Genomic DNA, 17,088 nt, shown 5'->3' on the forward strand with positions numbered 1-17,088 from the left:
TGATTAGAGGGCAAAGGGGTGTTCGGGGCTGTCGATCGGCTTCACGGCATGGCGCCGCAGCAACTGGCCATAACCTTGCACCACAAAGCCGCCGCTGCGCGCCTGCCATTGTTCGCGGCGCTGGCGATAGGCGCGCGGCAGGCAATACCAGGGCAGGCCCGGCTGGTCATGGTGCACCAGGTGCAGGTTGAGGTGCAGGAACAGCCAGGTCCAGGGCCAGGCCGCCTCGTTGATGACCGTGCGCTGCTCCACCCGGGCATGGGGCCGGTGTTCGTAATAGGAGCGGAGCATCGCCACCGACAACGCCGGCACACTCACCAGCAGCAGGTAATGCCAGACCGGCAACACACTGTAGCGCGCGATGAACGCCAGCATCAGCAGGGTCAGCGCGCCGTGGGTCAGCCACATCAGCCAGGCCTGGCGCTGCCCTTGGCGCAGGCGCAGGGCCTCCTCCCGTGCCAGCGCCAGCAGGGCCAGGGGCGCGCCGAGCAGCAGGCGCCCCAGCAGGGTCTTGTTCAGCCAGTGCAGGCCCCGCTCGAACCACGAGCGGCTGTGCCAGTGCCGCTGGCCCAGGTAGCGGCTTTCCGGGTCGAGGCCGGGCAGGGTCAGGTCTTCGTCGCGGTGATGCCGCAGATGACTGTCGCGGTACAGGGTGTAGGGATACCAGACGGCGAAGGGCGCGTAGCCCAGCACCTTGTTCAGCCACAACCAGCGGGTGGGATGACCGTGCAGCAGCTCATGCTGCACCGACAGCCACAGCACCAGGATCGGGATCAGCAACAGGGTGCTCGGCCAGAGCCCCAGCCACGGGCTGGCCAGGAGTACGGCGAACCAGCTGGCGCTGGTGCCGACCAGCAATAGCCAGGTGGGCCATTCGGTGCGGGCGGTAAAGCTCTGGCGCAGGGTGTCGATTTCTTCGCGGTGCAGCGGGTCAAAATAATGGGCCATGGCGCGACTCGGAACAGGAACGGGCCGAAGGGCGGACCTTCGGCGTTTTGCTGTTCTGTGCAACGAGCCGGGGAAATCTTGCAGATCGATGGGTTATGAGCTTAGAAGCAAAAACAAGGAAGCCCGCAGGGCGGGCTTCGTGGCAGGGTCAATGGCCGAAGATATTGTGCTCGGCCTTTTTCGCACGCTTGTCGGCGCGTTTTTCCAGGGCGGTGCGCGCCGGTTTCTTCTTCGCCGCTTTTTTCGATTCCAGGCCTTTCATGATCCGCACTCCACACAGGGGGATGGTTCATCAGGTATACACCTGTTCCGCCCGCTCCGGTCTTTTATAATCTACGGCCCCGACTTGCCCGACGAACCCCATGCCCAGCCCCGACTACCTCCTGCTGGCCGACAGCCTGCGACCGCTGCTGAACAAGTTCTATCGTGCCCACCAGTCACCGATGCGCGCCGGCGAAGGCGAGCTGTGGGTTGCGAAACAGGACACGATCATCGCCGGCCTGAGCCTCACGCCCGTGGCCCAGGGGCATTGGCTGACCGGGCTGTTCGTCGCCCCGAGCCACCGTGGCCAGGGCATTGCCACGACCCTGGTCGCCCGCGCCCGGGCGCAAAAATCGCCAGCCCCGCTGTGGCTGTTCTGCCACCCGGACCTGCAAGCCCTGTACGCACGCATGGGTTTCGTCGCGGATCCCGCCCTGCCCCAGGCCCTGGCCGATCGCCTGGCGCGTTATCGCCGGAGCAAGAACCTGATCGCCATGGGCATGGATCCATTGGCATAGCTGCGTTGGCATAGCTCCGTTGCTATAGCTGCGTTGGCATAGCTCCGTTGCTATAGCTGCGTTGGTATAGATCCGTTGGTTAGGTCGACCGTCGATAATGTGTGATCGAAGGTCCAGGACCGCGTGCTAGCCTCGCACCCACATCGGCTACCCTCAGGACGCTCCATGAAACCGACCCTTCTGGCCCTCACCCTGCTACCTGCCCTGCTGCTCCCGGCCCTGGCCCAGGCCGCCGACACTGCGGTATCGCCCCGGCAGTACGCCGAAGTCCTGGCCGGCGACTGGCGAGCCCCGCAGAACAGCGCCCGCGACCGCTATCGTCACCCGCAGCAGACCTTGCAGTTCTTCGGTCTCAAGGCCGACCAGAAGCTGATCGAAATCACCCCCGGCGCCGGCTGGTACAGTGAAGTGCTCGCCCCGCTGCTCAAGGAGCGCGGGCAATACATCGCCGCGCTCCAGGCCCCGGCCAGCGGCGAATATTTCCAGAAATCGGCGGACAGCCTGAAACAGAAATTCGCCGCCGACCCGGCTCGCTACGCCAAGGCCCAGGTAGTCGAATTCGATCCCCAGGCGCCGGTACTGGGCCAGGCCGACTCGGCGGACGCCGTGCTGACCTTTCGCAACGTGCATAACTGGGTGCTGGCCGACACCGCGCCGGCCATGTTCCAGGCGTTCTTCAGCGTGCTGAAACCGGGCGGCGTGCTAGGCGTGGTGGACCATCGCGCCAAGGATGGCGCCTCGCTGGAAGACATCAGGCACAGCGGCTACCTGACCACCGCCTATGTGGTGAAACTGGCGACCGATGCCGGGTTCGTGCTCGATGGGCAAAGCGAGATCAACGCCAACCCGCGGGACACCAAGGACTATGCGCAAGGCGTCTGGACCCTGCCGCCGACACTCAAGCTGGGCGACGAGGACAAGGCCAGGTACCTGGCAATCGGCGAGTCGGACCGGATGACGCTGCGCTTCGTGAAGCCAGGGAAATGACCGCGGGGCTCGCCACCGCCCGGTGGCGAGCCTGATCCATCAGTCGTCGGCGTTGGGATCGAGGTCGGGGAACATCACCTCGGTGAAGCCGAACTTGCTGAAATCGGTGATCCGCGACGGGTACAGGCGACCGATCAGATGGTCGCATTCGTGCTGCACCACCCGCGCATGGAAGCCCGAGGCGACCCGCACGATCGGCTCGCCCCTGGGGTCGAGGCCTTCGTAGCGAATGTGCTGGTAACGCTCGACCGCGCCCCGCAATCCCGGCACCGACAGGCAGCCTTCCCAGCCCTCTTCGAGCACCGGGCTCAGGGGCGTGATCAGCGGGTTGATCAGGATCGTCTGCGGCACGGCCTCGGCTTGCGGATAACGCTCGCTGTGCTCGAAACCGAAGATCACCAATTGCAGGTCGACGCCGATCTGCGGCGCGGCCAGGCCGACCCCGCCGACGCTTTCCATGGTCTGGAACATGTCGTCGATCAATTGCCACAGCTCGGGGCTGTCGAACATTTCGGGCGGCACCGGTGGCGCGATGCGCAGCAGGCGCGGGTCGCCCATTCTGAGGATTTCACGGATCATGTTCAGGCTTCGTCAGTGGTCGGCTTGAGCGAGTGGTCCCGGCCCAGTCCCGATACGTGGTGTTTGGGTTCGTCGTGCTCGCCGGCCACCCTTTCTCCAGGGTTCTTGCCTTCGCTCGACATGTGCTCGATCACCGCATTCATTTCCGCCCCCAGCAACAGCACCGCCGAGGAAATGTAGAAGTACAGCAGCAGGACGATGATCGCCCCGATACTGCCATACATGGCGTTGTAGTTGGCAAAGGTCTTGACGTAGAAAGCGAAGCCCAGCGAGGCGACGATCCACACCATCACCGCCAGCACCGAGCCCGGGGTGATGAAGCGGAATTCCTGCTTCACGTCGGGCATCACGTAATAGATCAGGGCCACGGCGACCATCATCAGGATCACGATCACCGGCCAGCGCAGGATGGTCCAGACCGTGACGATGAAGTCTTCCAGGCCGACCTGCGAGGCGATCCAGCCCATTACCTGCGGCCCGAGCACCATCAGGGCCGCGGCCACCAGCAGCATGCCGGCGATGCCCACGGTGTAGAAAATCGACAGCGGGAAACGCTTCCACAGCGGGCGCTTCTCCACCACGTCGTAGGCGGCGTTCATCGCGCTCATCATCAGCCGCACGCCGGCCGAGGCGGTGTACAGCGCAATCACGATACCCACCGAAAGCAGCCCGCCCTTGGATTGCTGCAACTGGTCGATCACCGGGTTGACCTGCTCCAGCGCCTGAGGCGGCAACACCAGTTCCGATTGCAGGCGCAACCAGGAGAAGAAATCCGGCAGGTGCAGGAAGCCGATCAGGGCGATCAGGAACAGGATGAAGGGGAACAGCGAGAACAGCATCTGATAGGCCAGCGCCGAAGCGTAGGTCGACATTTCGTCGTCGATGAACTCGGTGACCGTGCGCACCAGCACCCGATGCAGGGGCAGGCCTTTCAAATCGGGAAAAATCATAGCGTCTCCTTTCGCCGCAGAAGGTCGTAGTCGGGAGCGACTCAGGGGCCGTTTTCTACAACAAACTAGCCTAGTTTGGCCACTTTGAACCCTTACGTCTTGTTTCGTGCCATGACCGACATGAAAACGGCCATCCGCGGATGGCCGTTTTCCTGCAGTGCGAACCGACGGATCACGCCTTGTCGATCGTCTTTTTCACCGCGTCCTTGGCCTTGCCGACAGCTTGCTGGGCTTCGCCTTTCTTTTCCTGGATCTTGCCTTCGGTTTCCAGCCGGGTGTTGTCGGTGGCCTTGCCGATCCCCTGCTTGATATTGCCGATGGCCTCGTTGGCCAGACCTTTTGCCTTGTCCGCTGTGCTGCCCATGGTATTTCTCCGTAGAACGATCGAGGGTTGAGGGTCTTGCCTTGGGATTGACCCGAGGCGTTCGCGCGGAGTTTCAATTATTTTCGGCAGGGCATTTCATCGCCTTATTTGCCTGCCACCTGCAGGTTGCGCTTTATGTTTGCCGGCCAACCCATGAGAATGCGCGACGTATTCAGGCTGCGCGCCGAAGATCCAATCCCGTAGGAATGTTATGAAACTCGATAAAAAGCTGGCCATCGCCCGCCGGAACCAGGAACTGGGCGGTGCGGTGCTGGGCGTCAACAACTGCCACTTCGCGGAACTGAACCGCAACCGCAACATCTGGTGGTTCGATCTGCCGGTCAGCCGCCTGGCCATCGGTCAGTACGAATGGGTGCACCTGCTGCTGTACACGCCGAGCACCGACCAGTTGCTGCACCTGAAGGTGCCGACCCTGTTCCTGCGCGAGAAAATCGAAGGCCTGGTGGTGCGTAACGCTGGCAAGCGCAAGGCGGCCCTGAGCCTGGAACTGAGCGCCGACAAGGATTCCTTCCTCAACGACGTGCGCCCTGCCGGCACCGGCGTAAATTTCGCCCAGTTCCAGCAGTAATCCGGCGAACGACGCCCAATAAAAAGCCCCGCGATGCGGGGCTTTTTTGTTGGCTGCCGGGCGCCTTACTTCTTCACGCCCAGCTTCTTCAGTTCCTCGTCGCGCAGCTCGCGGCGCAGGATCTTGCCGACGTTGGTGGTCGGCAGCGCATCGCGGAATTCCACGGCCTTGGGCACCTTGTAGCCGGTGACATTGGCGCGCATGTGCTCCATCACCTGCTCCTTGGTCAGGGTCACGCCCGGCTTGACCACGATGAAGATCTTGATCGCCTCGCCCGATTTCTCGTCCGGCACGCCGATGGCCGCGCACTGCAACACGCCCGGCAGGGTGGTCAGCACATCTTCCAGCTCGTTGGGGTACACGTTGAAACCGGAGACCAGGATCATGTCTTTCTTGCGGTCGACGATACGGATGTAGCCGTCGGGCTGGATCAGCGCGATATCGCCGGTTTTCAGCCAGCCGTCGCTCATCACTTCATCGGTGGCGTCCTGGCGCTGCCAGTAGCCCTTCATCACTTGCGGCCCCTTGACGCACAGCTCGCCGACTTCGCCCAGCGGCAGCTCGTTGCCGGCATCGTCGATGATCCGGCACAGGGTCGACGGCACCGGGATGCCGATGGTGCCGATCTGGATGTTCTGGCCCGGGTTGACGGTAGCCACCGGGCTGGTTTCGGTCATGCCGTAACCTTCGCAGATCGGGCAGCCGGTCACGTCTTTCCAGCGCTCGGCCGCCGCCAGTTGCAGCGCCATGCCGCCAGACAGGGTGACTTTCAGCGCCGAAAAATCCAGCTTGCGGAAGGCTTCGTTGTTGCACAGAGCGACGAACAGGGTGTTGAGGCCGACAAAGCCGCTGAACTTCCACTTCGACAGTTCCTTGACCATCGCCGGCAGGTCGCGCGGGTTGCTGATCAGGATGTTGTGGTTGCCGCTCAGCATCATCGCCATGCAATGAAAGGTGAAGGCATAGATGTGGTACAGCGGCAGCGGCGTGATCAGGATCTCGCAACCTTGATTGAGGTTGGCAGCCATCAGCGCCCGGCACTGCAGCATGTTCGACACCAGGTTGCGGTGGGTCAGCATCGCACCCTTGGCCACGCCGGTGGTGCCACCGGTGTATTGCAGCACGGCCACATCGCTGCTGGCCGGGTTGGCCTCCTTGACCGGCTGGCCATGGCCCTTGCTCAGCACGTCGTTGAACTTGACGGCCTTGGGCAGGTGATAGGCCGGCACCATCTTCTTCACGTACTTGATGACACTGTTGATCAGCAGGCGCTTGAGCGGCGGCAGCAGGTCCGCCACTTCGGTGACGATCACATGCTTGACGCCGGTCTTGGGCACCACGGCTTCGGCCAGGTGCGCCATGTTGGCCAGGCAGACCAGGGCCTTGGCGCCGGAGTCGTTGAACTGGTGCTCCATTTCCCGCGCGGTGTACAGCGGGTTGGTGTTGACCACGATCAGCCCAGCGCGGATGGCGCCGAATACCGCGACCGGGTACTGCAGGACGTTGGGCAGTTGCACGGCGATTCGATCGCCGGGCTGCAAATCGGTATGCTGTTGCAGATACGCGGCGAAAGCACCAGACAGTTCGTACAGCTCACCGTAGGTGAGTGTCTTGCCGAGGTTGCTAAAGGCCGGCTTGTTGGCAAAGCGTTGGCAGGACTGCTTCAACACTGCCTGAATGTTCGGATACTCGTCGGGATTGATTTCGGCAGCAATCCCAGCTGGGTATTTATCCTTCCAAAAGTCTTCGATCATGGAAGCCCACTCCTCAGCAACGCGAATTCGTCAGCGCATTCGATGCGATTATTATTGGTGTCTTTTGTTGGTGAGTCTGGCTGTTTAGATAGGCCGAGAAGTCACAAAGCGCGCCGAGAGTAGCAGCTTTGCCAAAGGCCGCCTAGAGCCAAAAAAGACCCATGCAGTCACCTTTGTGACTCAAGAATATTTAATAGTCATTTTTAGAGCAAAAATTCTAGCAGCCCGAATTCGGCTCTGGGATGGGCCTTTGCGGCCCGCAAAAGCATCGCGAGCAAGCTTCGCTCCTACAGAATCATGCAGGAGCGAAGCTTGCTCGCGATCACCGCGCCACAGCGCGCAATGGTTGGACCAGGCGCTGCATCAGGCGATGTCGCGCAGCTCCCGGCGCAGGATCTTGCCGACCGGAGTCATCGGCAACGAGTCGCGCAGCACGATGTGCTTGGGCACCTTGTAGCCGGTGAAGTTTTCCTTGCAGTAGGCCTTGAGTTCCTCGAGGCTGACTCCCGATTCGCGCGCCACCACGAACAGCTTCACCGCCTCCCCCGAACGCTCGTCCGGCACCCCGATCACCGCGCAGTTGGCGACTTTCGGATGGGCCATCACCACGTCCTCGATTTCATTGGGGTACACGTTGAAACCCGAGACGATGATCATGTCTTTCTTGCGATCGACGATGCGCACGAAGCCGTCGGGATCAATCACCGCGATATCCCCGGACTTGAACCAGCCCTCGGCATCCAGCACCTCGGCGGTGGCTTCCGGCTTCTGCCAGTAGCCCTTCATGATCTGCGGGCCCTTGATGCACAGCTCGCCGCGCGCCCCCAGCGGCTGCTCGACGCCCGCATCGTCGATGACCTTGAGCGTGGTGCCCGGCACCGGCAACCCCACCGTGCCCAGCCGCGACTGGTCGCCGTAGGGATTGGTGCAGGCCACCGGCGAAGTCTCGGTCAGGCCGTAGCCTTCGGTAATGCGGCAGCCGGTCAGTTGCGCCCAGCGCTCGGCGGTGGCCTTGACCAGCGCCGTGCCGCCGGAGTTGGTGAGCTTGAGGCTGGAGAAATCCAGGGTCTTGAACTCGGGATGATCCATCAGCGCCACGAACAGGGTGTTGAGCCCCAGCAGCGCCGAGAAACGCCACTTCTTCAACTCCTTGATGAAACCGCCGATGTCCCGCGGGTTGGTGATCAGCACGTTGTGGTTGCCGGTGACCATCATGCACATGCAGTTCGCCGTGAAGGCATAGATGTGGTACAGCGGCAGCGGCGCGATCATCACTTCCTGGCCCTCGCGCAGCAGCGGCTGGCCATCGGCGCCCAACTGGCCGAGGCAGGCGCGGGCCTGCTGCATGTTGGCCACCAGGTTGCCGTGGGTCAGCATCGCGCCCTTGGCCAGCCCCGTGGTGCCGCCGGTGTATTGCAGCACGGCGACGTCGTCGAGACCGGCACTCAGCGGCCTGATCGGCTGGCCACGGCCAAGGCGCAAGGTGCTCTTGAAGGCAATCGCCTGGGGCAGCCGGTAGGCCGGCACCATCTTCTTCACCTTGTCGACCAGGGTATTGACCAGCCAGCCCTTGGCGGACGGCATCAGGTCGCCCATCTTCGCCTCGATCAGGTACTGGATGTCGGTATCGGCCAGCACTTGCTCGACCTTCTGCCCGAACAGGTTCATGTACACCAGGGCCCGCGCGCCGGAATCCTTGAACTGGTGGCGCATTTCCCGGGTGGTGTACAGCGGGTTGGTGTTGACCACGATCAAACCGGCGCGCAAGGCGCCGAACACGGCGATCGGGTAATGCAGGACGTTGGGCATCTGCACCGCGATGCGGTCGCCGGGCGCCAGGTCGGTGTGGCTCTGCAGGTAGCCGGCAAAGGCAGCGCTGTGGCGCTCCAGCTCGGCGTAGGTCATGGTCACGCCCATGTTGCTGAAGGCCGGGCGGTCGGCGAACTTCTTGCAGGAACGCTCGAACACCTCGATCACCGATTCATAGGCACCCAGGTCGATGTCGACAGGTACTCCGGCGGGGCGTTTGTCATTCCAGAAATCAGGCTGCATTGTTCTTATCCTCGTTACCTGAGTTGTCCGACCGCTTGCCTGACGCCAGCGAAGCGGGGCTCTGCGGACGTTAGCAGCTATGGCGAACGGGGCAAATACGGGCGGGCGCGTCATTGATCACGTGAATCTTGCCGCCATGGCGCACACGGATCGGACGCTACGGCGACGATGGGCTATACAATGCAACGACCCCGCGCAAAGGAATCGCCATGATCCACCACTCTTTCTGGCTGACCGCGAGCGACCGTAGCCAGCTCTTCGTCAACCAGTGGCTGCCGCAGGCTCCGCTCAAGGCCGTGGTCCTCCTGGCCCACGGCATGGCCGAGCACAGCGGGCGCTACGCCAGGCTGGCGGCGGCGCTGTGCGACGAAGACTACGGCGTCTATGCGCTGGACCAGCGCGGCCACGGCAAGACCGCCGAGCACGGGGTACTCGGACACTTCGCCGACGATGACGGCTGGTGCAAGGTGGTCGGCGACCTGGCCAGCCTCAATCAGCACATCGGCCAGCAGCACCCGGACACGCCGATCGTGCTGCTGGGCCACAGCATGGGCAGCTACATCGCCCAGGCCTACCTGCTGCACCACAGCGCCAGCCTCGACGGGGCGATCCTCAGCGGCTCGAATTTCCAGCCGGTGGCGCTGTACCGCGCCGCCCGCCAGATCGCCCGCTTCGAACGCTGGCGCCAGGGCCCCCTGGGCCGCAGCGCCCTGATCGAATGGCTGTCCTTCGGTTCGTTCAACAAGGCCTTCAAGCCCAACCGCACGGCGTTCGACTGGCTCAGCCGCGACCCGGCCGAAGTCGACAAATACGTCCACGACCCGCTCTGCGGCTTTCGCTGCACCAACCAGCTGTGGCTCGACCTGCTGGGCGGCCTGCAACAGATCAGCAAGACCGGTAACCTGGCCCAGATCGATCCGGGCCTGCCGTTGCTGGTGATCGGCGGTGAATGTGATCCGGTGAGCGACGGCAAACGTCTCAAGGATCTGGCCGGCGCCCTGCGCGAAGCCGGCAGCCAGTGCCTGCAACTCACTATCTACCCGCAGGCGCGGCACGAATTATTCAATGAGAGCAACCGCGACGAAGTGACGGCGGACCTGCTGGCCTGGCTAAGCCAGGCCCTGGAACACCGCCGGCCGCCGAAAACCGAGTGACCCTGCTTCACACCCATTTTTTCCAAGCACAGGACTTGAGACACATGACCCAGGTGACCAACACCCCGTACGAAGCCCTCGAAGTCGGGCAGACCGCCAGCTACAGCAAGCATGTGGAAGAGCGTGACATCCAGCTGTTCGCCGCCATGTCCGGCGACCACAACCCGGTGCACCTGGACGCCGAGTTCGCCGCCGCCAGCATGTTCAAGGAACGCATCGCCCACGGCATGTTCAGCGGTGCGCTGATCAGCGCCGCGGTGGCCTGCGAACTGCCCGGGCCGGGCACCATCTACATCGGCCAGCAGATGAGTTTCCAGAAGCCGGTGAAGATCGGCGACACCCTGACCGTGCGCCTGGAAATCCTCGAGAAACTGCCGAAGTTCCGCGTGCGCATCGCCACTCGCGTGTTCAACCAGCGCGATGAGCTGGTGGTGGACGGCGAAGCCGAAATCCTCGCCCCGCGCAAGCAGCAGACCGTCACCCTGCCGACCCTGCCGGCGATCAGCATCGGCTGAGGCGCCTGTAGCCTGAACCCTGTAACTCTGTAGCCGCTGCCGAGCCTTGGCGAGGCTGCGATAGGACCGCAGGTCCTCCGGCGGCCTCAAGATCCTGCGCCCCCTTCGGGGTCGATCGCAGCCTCGCCAAGGCTCGGCAGCGGCTACAGGATCGGGTTCGGGTTCGGGTTCGGGTTCAGGATTCAGGGTTCAGGGTTCAGGGTTCAGGGTTCAGGGTTCAGGTTCGGGCTTATCGGCCGCCCTCTTCCACCTGCACGCTCGCCGTCATCCCGGCGCTCAGGTTGACGCCTTCGGGCACCTTGTCGAGCCTGATGCGCACGGGAATCCGCTGCGCCAGGCGCACCCAGTTGAACGTCGGCTCCACCTCGGCCAGCAGTTGTCCGTCCGGCGTGGTGTTGCGGTCGGTGATGCCGCGGCTGATGCTTTCCACATGCCCCTGCAAGGCCTCGCCCGCACTCATCAGCCACACCTTGACCGAGTCGCCGACCTGGATCCGCGGCAGCTTGGTTTCCTCGAAATACGCCTGCACATAGAAGGTCGAATCGTCGATCAGCGCCATCACCGACTGGCCGGCGTTCACATAGTTGCCTTCGGCCAGGCGCAGGTTGGTGATATGCCCGCTGCGCGGCGCGCGGACCTGGCTGCGCGCCAGGTTGAGCTCGGCGACCTTGGCATCGGCCTGGGCCTGGCGCAGCTCGCCGCGGGCGACGCCGGCGTTGATCTGGGCGTTCTCGCGCAGCTCGGCGCTGATCGCCTGCGGGCCGAGGCTGGCCCGGCGGCTGGCCTCGCGCTCTTTCAGGTTGAGCTGCTGCTGGCGGGTCTGCACCACCGCCTGGGCCTTTTCCAGCGCCGCCTCGAAGCGGTCGCGGTCGATGCTCAGCAACAGGTCGCCGGCTTTCACCGCCTGGTTGTCCTGGACCTTGAGCTCGCGCACCCAGCCCGACACATCGGGGGCGACTATCACCACGTCGGCGCGGATTCGCGCGTCGCGGGTCCAGGGGGTGAGCATGTAGTACTGCCACAGGTGAAAGCCGGCGAACAGCGCCGCCGCCACCAGGCACAGGGTAAACGCGATACGTACGGAGGCACGCATGAACAACTCCTTATAAAGGTCCGAGTACGACAGTGACCAGCGTCAGCACGCAGACGTACAGGGCCACATCGAACAGTGCTTCATGCCAGATCCAGCGTCCCAGCGGCGTCGCGCGCAACAGCATGCGCAACGCCCCGGTCAACACCAGCGCCAGCACCACATAAATCAGAAACGGGCTGAGCAACACTCCGCCCAGCGACCACTCACGCAGTCCCATGGTTTTCCTCCTGCTGCCGGCACCAGGCGCGCCAGCTCCTCTGCAACTGCACCACCGCGCCCCGGGCCAGCTTCAACGCGTCGCTGGGCGGGTGCTGTTCAAGACTGCGCAGAAACGCCGCGCTGGACTCGGCCAGCGCCTCGCCACGGCCAGCGCCCGGCCCTTGCTGCAAGACTTTCTCCAGGTGTTCCAGGTAACGCCGCTGCGAAGCGTCCGCGGGGACCTGCGCCACGGCCAGGCTCAGGCGCAGGTGCATCAGCTCGTCGCCGATATCCAGCCCCAGCAGGCCGTCGTCCCAGCGGCTGCGCGCCTGTTCCGGCAACTCCGGGTAATGCCGCGCCAATTGCAGCAGGCGATCGGCCATGCGCCCGCCGAACCAGCTTTCCGCGCCGCGCAGGTTGCGCCGGGTCAGGCGCACCAGGTCGTGCAGGGTCGCCGCCAGCAGGCGTCGCCCATGCCACGCCGGGTCGCGCAGGATCAGCAGCTGGAACGCCAGCACCGCGGCGCCCACGCCCAGCATCATCGCCTGGGCGCTGTTGAAGAAGTTCGCCACGTCGAAGCTCATCCGGTTCTGCGGCGAAATCAGCACAATGAAATGCAGGCAGAACGAGGTGGCCGTGGCGCCGATCTGTGGCTTGGCCATGCCCAGCGCGCCGAAAAACAACGGCACGCCCATGGCCATCGCCAGCAGCGCGAAACTGCTCCACTGCGGCAGCAGGACCTGCCCGACCACGAAGGCCACCGGGATCGCCAGGAAAATACCGCGCAGGAAACTCATGCCGATCTGCGCACCGTTTTCCCGGCTGGCGAACAGCCCGCAGACCACGCAGGTCAGCAGCATCGCCCCCGACGCCGCCGGCCAGGCGGTGGCCAGCCAGAAGCACGCCACGGTGAGGAACGCCAGGGCGCTGCGCGCGCCGAACAGCAGCGCCAGCGACAAGTCGCGATGGGGGGTCAGCGTGGCCGGCTGCTCGACCGGCGCCCGGCCCTCCTCCACCGCCTGCAATGCCAGGCAAGCGGCCAGGGCGGTGTCGAGCAACAGGGCGAAACGGGCCAGGCAATAGCTTTGCGCCGAACTGATGGCCGGGGCGTTGGAAGCGTCCAGCAACTGCGGCCGCAATACCTGCAAGGTCGCTGTGTCCTGGGCGGCGAGGGCCTGTTGCACCTGCTCCATCCAGGGTTCCAGTTGCCGCGCCTCGTCCGGCTCCAGCTGCTTCCATTGCCGGCGTACCGAGCGGGAAATGCGCAGCAGCATCAGCAGCTTCTGGCTCAGGCCGCTGATCGCCCGCGCCCGCTGCCGCCCCAGCGGGCCTTCGAACCAGGCATGTTCGCGCTGGGAATCCACGGCGACGATACGTCCGAGGATTTCCAACAGGCCCTTGCGCGCCAGCGCATCGCCGGCCAGGGTCGCGTGCGCCGCCTGCATCCCGCTTTGCCAGGCACTGCGCGCCTGGGCGCTCAACTGGCGTTCGACCCGCATGGGCCAGAGCAAGGCGCTGCTGGCGGTGGCACAGATGATGCCCAGGGAAATCTCGGTGCAGCGCGCCACGGCCTGGTCGAAGATCGACAACGGATGGGCGATGGCCGGCAAGGCGATGATCGCCACCGTGTAGCCGGCCAGCACGAAGGAATAGGACCAGGCGCTGCGCAACAGGGTCGAACTGGCGGTGCACAGCCCCAGCCACAGCGCCAGGGCCAGCAGGAACAGCCACGGCATCTGGGCGAACAGCCCCATGAACGCCACCGACATGCAGGTGCCCACCAGGGTCCCCACCAGCCGCGCCATGCCTTTTTGCAGGACCATCCCCGACAGCGGCTGGGCCACGATGATCGCGGTCATCAGCGCCCAGGACGGTTGCTCCAGCCCCCAGCGCATGGCCAGCCACAAGGCCAGCCCGCCACCCAGCACGGTCTTGATGGCGAATTGCACAGCCGCGAGATTGGGGGCGAACAGCGCCTGCAAAGTGATACGCACGAAAGAAACCCCGGGAAGGACAAGACAACGATAGTTGCAATAGAACCAGATTAGGTCGGCAAATTATTAGCTAGCTAACTATCATTAGTCCAGCACTAAATGACAGGCATAAAAAAACGCCAGGCTGGCTGGCGTTTTTGACAGGTTCGCAGCGTTACGAATTGGCGCGAGCCTGGTTGCGCAAGGCTTTGACCTGATCGTGGTTGCGCTGCACGCCGTGGTACTGGCGTTCCACTACATCGCGGATGCCTACCAGGTTGTGCTTGTCGATTTTCTCCAGCGCTTCCTTGTAGGCCTTCAGCGCGTGATCTTCGCCACGCTCGGCTTCATTGAGCACCGCTTCTTCGTCCTTGCCGGTCACCAGCGACTTGAGATCGACCCACCGGCGATGCAAGTCGCCGCTGACGCTGGTGGAGGTTTCCGGGTCGCCACCCAGCGAACGCACGGTGGCCTGCAATTCGGCCGCGGCCGTGGCGCAATCGGTGGCCCGCTTGGTGAACAGCGCCTTGAGCTCGGGGTGCTTGATGTCTTGCGCGCAGGTCTTGAACCCCTCCTGACCGTCCTTACTGGTTTCGATCAGATCGTTGAGGACCGAAATCGCTTCTTTGTTCATGTCAGTCATTTTTCAATTCCTTCCGGGTTGGGGGAGTCATGAGAGGTAGTGCACCGCCCATGCCAGTCAGCGGAATTTAATTTTTCCTTTATTTTTCAAATAGTTAATTTTTTACCCGGTTTCTGTATCCGCGTTATTTGCATGATCTGTCATTTGGCCTGCATGCAGAATGCCTGTATTTTCCGGGGTGTTCGTCACCTCAACAGACCGTTGCCATGAATCCCGAAACCCTCGAACTGCTGGTCACCCGCGAAATGCCCTACGGCAAATACAAGGGACGCATCCTCGCCGACCTCCCCGGCCCCTACCTCAACTGGTTCGCCCGCCAGGGCTTTCCCCATGGCGAGCTGGGCGGCCTGCTGGCGCTGATGCATGAAATCGATCACAACGGCCTCTCCGACCTGCTGGACCCGCTGCGCACCAAGCACGGCAAACCCAAACCCCGCCATTGAACAGAGACTCCCCATGCCACGGATTGCCCAACTTGCCCGCGACGAAGACTACTGGCGCGAAATTGCCCGCCGCTATGAGGTCGAGCCCGGGCCGATCAACCTGGAAAACGGCTATTTCGGGCGCATGAGCCGCGCCGTGGTCGACGAGTACCAACGGCAGATCGCCTTCGTCAACCGCAGCAACTCGGTGTATGTGCGCCAGCATTTCGACCGGGTCGGAAACTTGCAGATTCGACAGCAATTGGCCGATCTGCTCGGCGTCGACAGCCAAGCGCTCGCCTTCACCCGAGGCGCCGCGGAGGCGCTCCAATCGCTGATCCGCAACTACAACCGCCTCGAACCGGGCGACCAGGTGCTGTTCAGCGACCTGGACTACGGCAGCGTCAAGGGCGCCATGCGCTGGCTGGCCCGTTACCGCGGGGTCGAGGTGATCGAGATCGAGCATGCTCATCCGGCCAGCTTCGACAGCCTGCTGGCCAGCTATCGCGCGGCCTTCGCGCGTTACCCGCGCCTGAAACTGATGGCCCTGACCCACGTCACCCACCGCACCGGGCTGGTGATGCCCGTCCAGGCCATCGCCAGCGAAGCCCGCGAGTACGGAATCGATGTGGTGCTCGATGGCGCCCACGCCCTGGCCCAGCTGGATTTCGATCTCAAGGAGCTGGGTGTGGCCTTCGCCGGCTACAACCTGCAGAAATGGATAGGCGCGCCATTGAGCCTGGGTTTTGCCTACATCGACCCGCAACGCCTGGCCGACATCGACCCGGACATGGGCGAGGATCATTACGCCGCGGACGACATCCGCTCGCGGGCACCTTACGGCACGCCGAACATCCCGGCCTGGCTGACCCTGCCCCGGGTGTTCGAGGAGCACCGCGACATGGGCGGCGCAGCCCTCAAGGGCGCACGCCTGAATTACCTGCGCGACCTGTGGGTCAGCCAGGTGCGCGACCTGCCCGGCATCGAGGTGCTGACCCCGGACGATCCGCAGCTGTATTGCGGCATCACCGCGTTTCGCTTCACCCACCACGCCGACCAGCAGGCGATGGCCGAACGGCTGCTCGAGGAATACAACCTGTTCACCGTGGTGCGCAGCGGCTCGGCTTGCGGGCCGTGCATCCGCGTCACACCGGGCTTCGCCACCCCTGCCACGCATGTCCAGTTGCTGGTCGAAGCCTTGACGCAGTTGAGCGGCTGATCCTCCTGTAGGAGCACAGCTTGCGCGCGATGACGCCGGGACGGGCAATGCGGTTGGATGGCCGCTGCGCGGATCGCGAGCAAGCTTCGCTCCTACAGACAGGCTTTTCTCCAGGCAAAAAAAAACGGTGCACCGACCAAGCGCACCGTAAAGCCGTAGAACACACCAACGAATTTTTGAAACGGCAGGAACCTGTCAGTCCAGCAGCGCCAGGGCCTCGGCCGTGCACTCCTGGATCCGCGCCCAGTCGCCGTTCTTGATCCACTCGGGATCGAGCATCCAGCTACCGCCGACGCACATCACGTTCTTCAACGCCATGTAGCTCTTGATATTGGCCGGGCCGACACCGCCGGTCGGGCAGAACTTCACTTCGCCGAACGGGCCGCCCAGGGCCTTGATCGCGGCCACGCCGCCGCTGACTTCCGCCGGGAACAGCTTGAAGCGGCGATAACCCAGGCCATAGCCCTCCATGATCCCGGAGGCATTGCTGATCCCCGGCAACAGCGGGATCGGGCTGGCGACACTGGCTTCCAGCAGGTCGCGGGTGATGCCCGGGGTGACGATGAACTGCGAACCGGCGGCTTCGGCGGCGGCCAGCATCTGCCGGTCGAGCACGGTGCCGGCGCCAGTCACCAGCTCCGGGCGCTGTTCGCGCAGGATCTGGATCGCCTTGAGCCCGAACTGCGAGCGCAGGGTCACTTCCAGGGCGGTCAGGCCACCGGCGGCCAGGGCGTCGGCCAGCGGCAGCACGTCCTGTTCGCGGGCGATGGTGATCACCGGCAGGATCCGCGCCTTGGCGCAGAGGCTGTCGATCAGGGCAACTTTATCCGCCATGGAAACGGTCGGTTGGAGGTTTGTCATAGCGGCTG

The 17,088-nt window shown here is 63.7% G+C and carries 18 protein-coding genes; 7 read left to right on the plus strand and 11 right to left on the minus strand.

Annotation, left to right across the window (positions count from 1 at the left end; translation table 11 throughout):
• Positions 1 to 3: 3 nt before the first annotated feature.
• Positions 4 to 948, minus strand: a complete 945-nt coding sequence (locus TO66_RS23950; RefSeq protein WP_044464598.1) for a fatty acid desaturase — start codon at positions 946 to 948, stop codon at positions 4 to 6.
• A gap of 362 nt (positions 949 to 1,310) precedes the next feature.
• Here TO66_RS23950 and TO66_RS23955 point away from each other — a divergent pair, with 362 nt between their 5' ends.
• The gene (locus TO66_RS23955) at positions 1,311 to 1,727 is read left to right on the plus strand and encodes a GNAT family N-acetyltransferase (RefSeq protein WP_044464599.1); all 417 of its coding nucleotides are present in this window, start codon (positions 1,311 to 1,313) and stop codon (positions 1,725 to 1,727) included.
• Positions 1,728 to 1,892: 165 nt separating this feature from the next.
• The gene (locus TO66_RS23960) at positions 1,893 to 2,714 is read left to right on the plus strand and encodes a class I SAM-dependent methyltransferase (protein WP_044464600.1); all 822 of its coding nucleotides are present in this window, start codon (positions 1,893 to 1,895) and stop codon (positions 2,712 to 2,714) included.
• Positions 2,715 to 2,753: 39 nt separating this feature from the next.
• On the opposite strand, the gene def is transcribed toward TO66_RS23960, so the two are convergent.
• The 3 genes from def to TO66_RS23975 all read right to left on the minus strand — a co-directional run bounded on the left by def (position 2,754) and on the right by TO66_RS23975 (position 4,607).
• Positions 2,754 to 3,293, minus strand: a complete 540-nt coding sequence (gene def, locus TO66_RS23965) for a peptide deformylase (protein WP_044464601.1) — start codon at positions 3,291 to 3,293, stop codon at positions 2,754 to 2,756.
• Positions 3,294 to 3,295: 2 nt separating this feature from the next.
• On the minus strand, positions 3,296 to 4,243 hold the full coding sequence (locus tag TO66_RS23970; RefSeq protein ID WP_044464602.1) for a YihY/virulence factor BrkB family protein: 948 nt from the start codon (positions 4,241 to 4,243) through the stop codon (positions 3,296 to 3,298).
• Positions 4,244 to 4,415: 172 nt separating this feature from the next.
• A complete protein-coding gene (locus tag TO66_RS23975; RefSeq protein WP_044464603.1) occupies positions 4,416 to 4,607 on the minus strand; it encodes a CsbD family protein in 192 nt (63 codons plus the stop codon).
• A gap of 211 nt (positions 4,608 to 4,818) precedes the next feature.
• Between TO66_RS23975 and TO66_RS23980 the strand changes: the two genes are divergently transcribed.
• On the plus strand, positions 4,819 to 5,196 hold the full coding sequence (locus tag TO66_RS23980) for a hypothetical protein (protein WP_044464604.1): 378 nt from the start codon (positions 4,819 to 4,821) through the stop codon (positions 5,194 to 5,196).
• A 65-nt stretch (positions 5,197 to 5,261) separates the two neighbouring features.
• Here TO66_RS23980 and fadD1 read toward each other — a convergent pair whose 3' ends face one another.
• Both fadD1 and fadD2 read right to left on the minus strand, forming a co-directional pair.
• Positions 5,262 to 6,950: a long-chain-fatty-acid--CoA ligase FadD1 gene (gene fadD1, locus TO66_RS23985; RefSeq protein WP_044464605.1), complete on the minus strand. Its 1,689-nt coding sequence runs from the start codon at positions 6,948 to 6,950 to the stop codon at positions 5,262 to 5,264.
• Positions 6,951 to 7,313: 363 nt separating this feature from the next.
• Positions 7,314 to 9,002: a long-chain-fatty-acid--CoA ligase FadD2 gene (gene fadD2 / locus TO66_RS23990; protein ID WP_044464606.1), complete on the minus strand. Its 1,689-nt coding sequence runs from the start codon at positions 9,000 to 9,002 to the stop codon at positions 7,314 to 7,316.
• Between the two features lie 209 nt (positions 9,003 to 9,211).
• On the opposite strand from fadD2, the gene TO66_RS23995 reads away from it, so the two are divergent.
• On the plus strand, positions 9,212 to 10,156 hold the full coding sequence (locus TO66_RS23995) for an alpha/beta hydrolase (RefSeq protein ID WP_044464607.1): 945 nt from the start codon (positions 9,212 to 9,214) through the stop codon (positions 10,154 to 10,156).
• 44 nt (positions 10,157 to 10,200) lie between these two features.
• Positions 10,201 to 10,671 carry a MaoC family dehydratase gene (locus tag TO66_RS24000; RefSeq protein WP_044464608.1) on the plus strand — a complete coding sequence of 157 codons (471 nt, stop codon included), beginning with the start codon at positions 10,201 to 10,203 and terminating at the stop codon, positions 10,669 to 10,671.
• Positions 10,672 to 10,900: 229 nt separating this feature from the next.
• On the opposite strand, the gene TO66_RS24005 is transcribed toward TO66_RS24000, so the two are convergent.
• From TO66_RS24005 to TO66_RS24020, 4 genes are all read right to left on the minus strand, one after another.
• Positions 10,901 to 11,764: an HlyD family secretion protein gene (locus TO66_RS24005; RefSeq protein WP_044464609.1), complete on the minus strand. Its 864-nt coding sequence runs from the start codon at positions 11,762 to 11,764 to the stop codon at positions 10,901 to 10,903.
• Positions 11,765 to 11,774: 10 nt separating this feature from the next.
• Entirely contained in the window at positions 11,775 to 11,981 is a 207-nt protein-coding gene (locus tag TO66_RS24010; protein ID WP_023966774.1) for a DUF1656 domain-containing protein, read from the minus strand.
• Complete coding sequence (locus tag TO66_RS24015) at positions 11,968 to 13,956, minus strand: FUSC family protein (RefSeq protein WP_044464610.1); 1,989 nt, start codon at positions 13,954 to 13,956, stop codon at positions 11,968 to 11,970. Before TO66_RS24015 ends, TO66_RS24010 begins: the two co-directional genes overlap by 14 nt.
• Positions 13,957 to 14,110: 154 nt before the next feature.
• Positions 14,111 to 14,578 carry a PA2169 family four-helix-bundle protein gene (locus TO66_RS24020; RefSeq protein ID WP_044464611.1) on the minus strand — a complete coding sequence of 156 codons (468 nt, stop codon included), beginning with the start codon at positions 14,576 to 14,578 and terminating at the stop codon, positions 14,111 to 14,113.
• 206 nt (positions 14,579 to 14,784) lie between these two features.
• Here TO66_RS24020 and TO66_RS24025 point away from each other — a divergent pair, with 206 nt between their 5' ends.
• Together TO66_RS24025 and TO66_RS24030 are read left to right on the plus strand one after the other, a co-directional pair.
• Complete coding sequence (locus TO66_RS24025) at positions 14,785 to 15,021, plus strand: DUF3820 family protein (RefSeq protein WP_044464612.1); 237 nt, start codon at positions 14,785 to 14,787, stop codon at positions 15,019 to 15,021.
• A gap of 13 nt (positions 15,022 to 15,034) precedes the next feature.
• A complete protein-coding gene (locus TO66_RS24030; protein WP_044464613.1) occupies positions 15,035 to 16,219 on the plus strand; it encodes an aminotransferase class V-fold PLP-dependent enzyme in 1,185 nt (394 codons plus the stop codon).
• A 195-nt stretch (positions 16,220 to 16,414) separates the two neighbouring features.
• Here the strand turns inward: TO66_RS24030 and TO66_RS24035 are convergent, their stop codons facing one another.
• Entirely contained in the window at positions 16,415 to 17,080 is a 666-nt protein-coding gene (locus tag TO66_RS24035) for a bifunctional 4-hydroxy-2-oxoglutarate aldolase/2-dehydro-3-deoxy-phosphogluconate aldolase (protein WP_044464614.1), read from the minus strand.
• Positions 17,081 to 17,088: the final 8 nt, after the last annotated feature.

Origin of the sequence: Pseudomonas sp. MRSN 12121 (assembly GCF_000931465.1) — a bacterium.
Taxonomy (GTDB): Bacteria; Pseudomonadota; Gammaproteobacteria; order Pseudomonadales; family Pseudomonadaceae; genus Aquipseudomonas.

Excerpts from the sequence above, each read along its gene's own strand:
- TO66_RS23950 (WP_044464598.1), bottom strand. The coding sequence starts at position 948 with ATGGCCCATTATTTTGACCCGCTGCACCGCGAAGAAATCGACACCCTG.
- TO66_RS23955 (WP_044464599.1), top strand. The coding sequence starts at position 1,311 with ATGCCCAGCCCCGACTACCTCCTGCTGGCCGACAGCCTGCGACCGCTG.
- TO66_RS23960 (WP_044464600.1), top strand. The coding sequence starts at position 1,893 with ATGAAACCGACCCTTCTGGCCCTCACCCTGCTACCTGCCCTGCTGCTC.
- def (WP_044464601.1), bottom strand. The coding sequence starts at position 3,293 with ATGATCCGTGAAATCCTCAGAATGGGCGACCCGCGCCTGCTGCGCATC.
- TO66_RS23970 (WP_044464602.1), bottom strand. The coding sequence starts at position 4,243 with ATGATTTTTCCCGATTTGAAAGGCCTGCCCCTGCATCGGGTGCTGGTG.
- TO66_RS23975 (WP_044464603.1), bottom strand. The coding sequence starts at position 4,607 with ATGGGCAGCACAGCGGACAAGGCAAAAGGTCTGGCCAACGAGGCCATC.
- TO66_RS23980 (WP_044464604.1), top strand. The coding sequence starts at position 4,819 with ATGAAACTCGATAAAAAGCTGGCCATCGCCCGCCGGAACCAGGAACTG.
- fadD1 (WP_044464605.1), bottom strand. The coding sequence starts at position 6,950 with ATGATCGAAGACTTTTGGAAGGATAAATACCCAGCTGGGATTGCTGCC.
- fadD2 (WP_044464606.1), bottom strand. The coding sequence starts at position 9,002 with ATGCAGCCTGATTTCTGGAATGACAAACGCCCCGCCGGAGTACCTGTC.
- TO66_RS23995 (WP_044464607.1), top strand. The coding sequence starts at position 9,212 with ATGATCCACCACTCTTTCTGGCTGACCGCGAGCGACCGTAGCCAGCTC.
- TO66_RS24000 (WP_044464608.1), top strand. The coding sequence starts at position 10,201 with ATGACCCAGGTGACCAACACCCCGTACGAAGCCCTCGAAGTCGGGCAG.
- TO66_RS24005 (WP_044464609.1), bottom strand. The coding sequence starts at position 11,764 with ATGCGTGCCTCCGTACGTATCGCGTTTACCCTGTGCCTGGTGGCGGCG.
- TO66_RS24010 (WP_023966774.1), bottom strand. The coding sequence starts at position 11,981 with ATGGGACTGCGTGAGTGGTCGCTGGGCGGAGTGTTGCTCAGCCCGTTT.
- TO66_RS24020 (WP_044464611.1), bottom strand. The coding sequence starts at position 14,578 with ATGACTGACATGAACAAAGAAGCGATTTCGGTCCTCAACGATCTGATC.
- TO66_RS24025 (WP_044464612.1), top strand. The coding sequence starts at position 14,785 with ATGAATCCCGAAACCCTCGAACTGCTGGTCACCCGCGAAATGCCCTAC.
- TO66_RS24030 (WP_044464613.1), top strand. The coding sequence starts at position 15,035 with ATGCCACGGATTGCCCAACTTGCCCGCGACGAAGACTACTGGCGCGAA.
- TO66_RS24035 (WP_044464614.1), bottom strand. The coding sequence starts at position 17,080 with ATGACAAACCTCCAACCGACCGTTTCCATGGCGGATAAAGTTGCCCTG.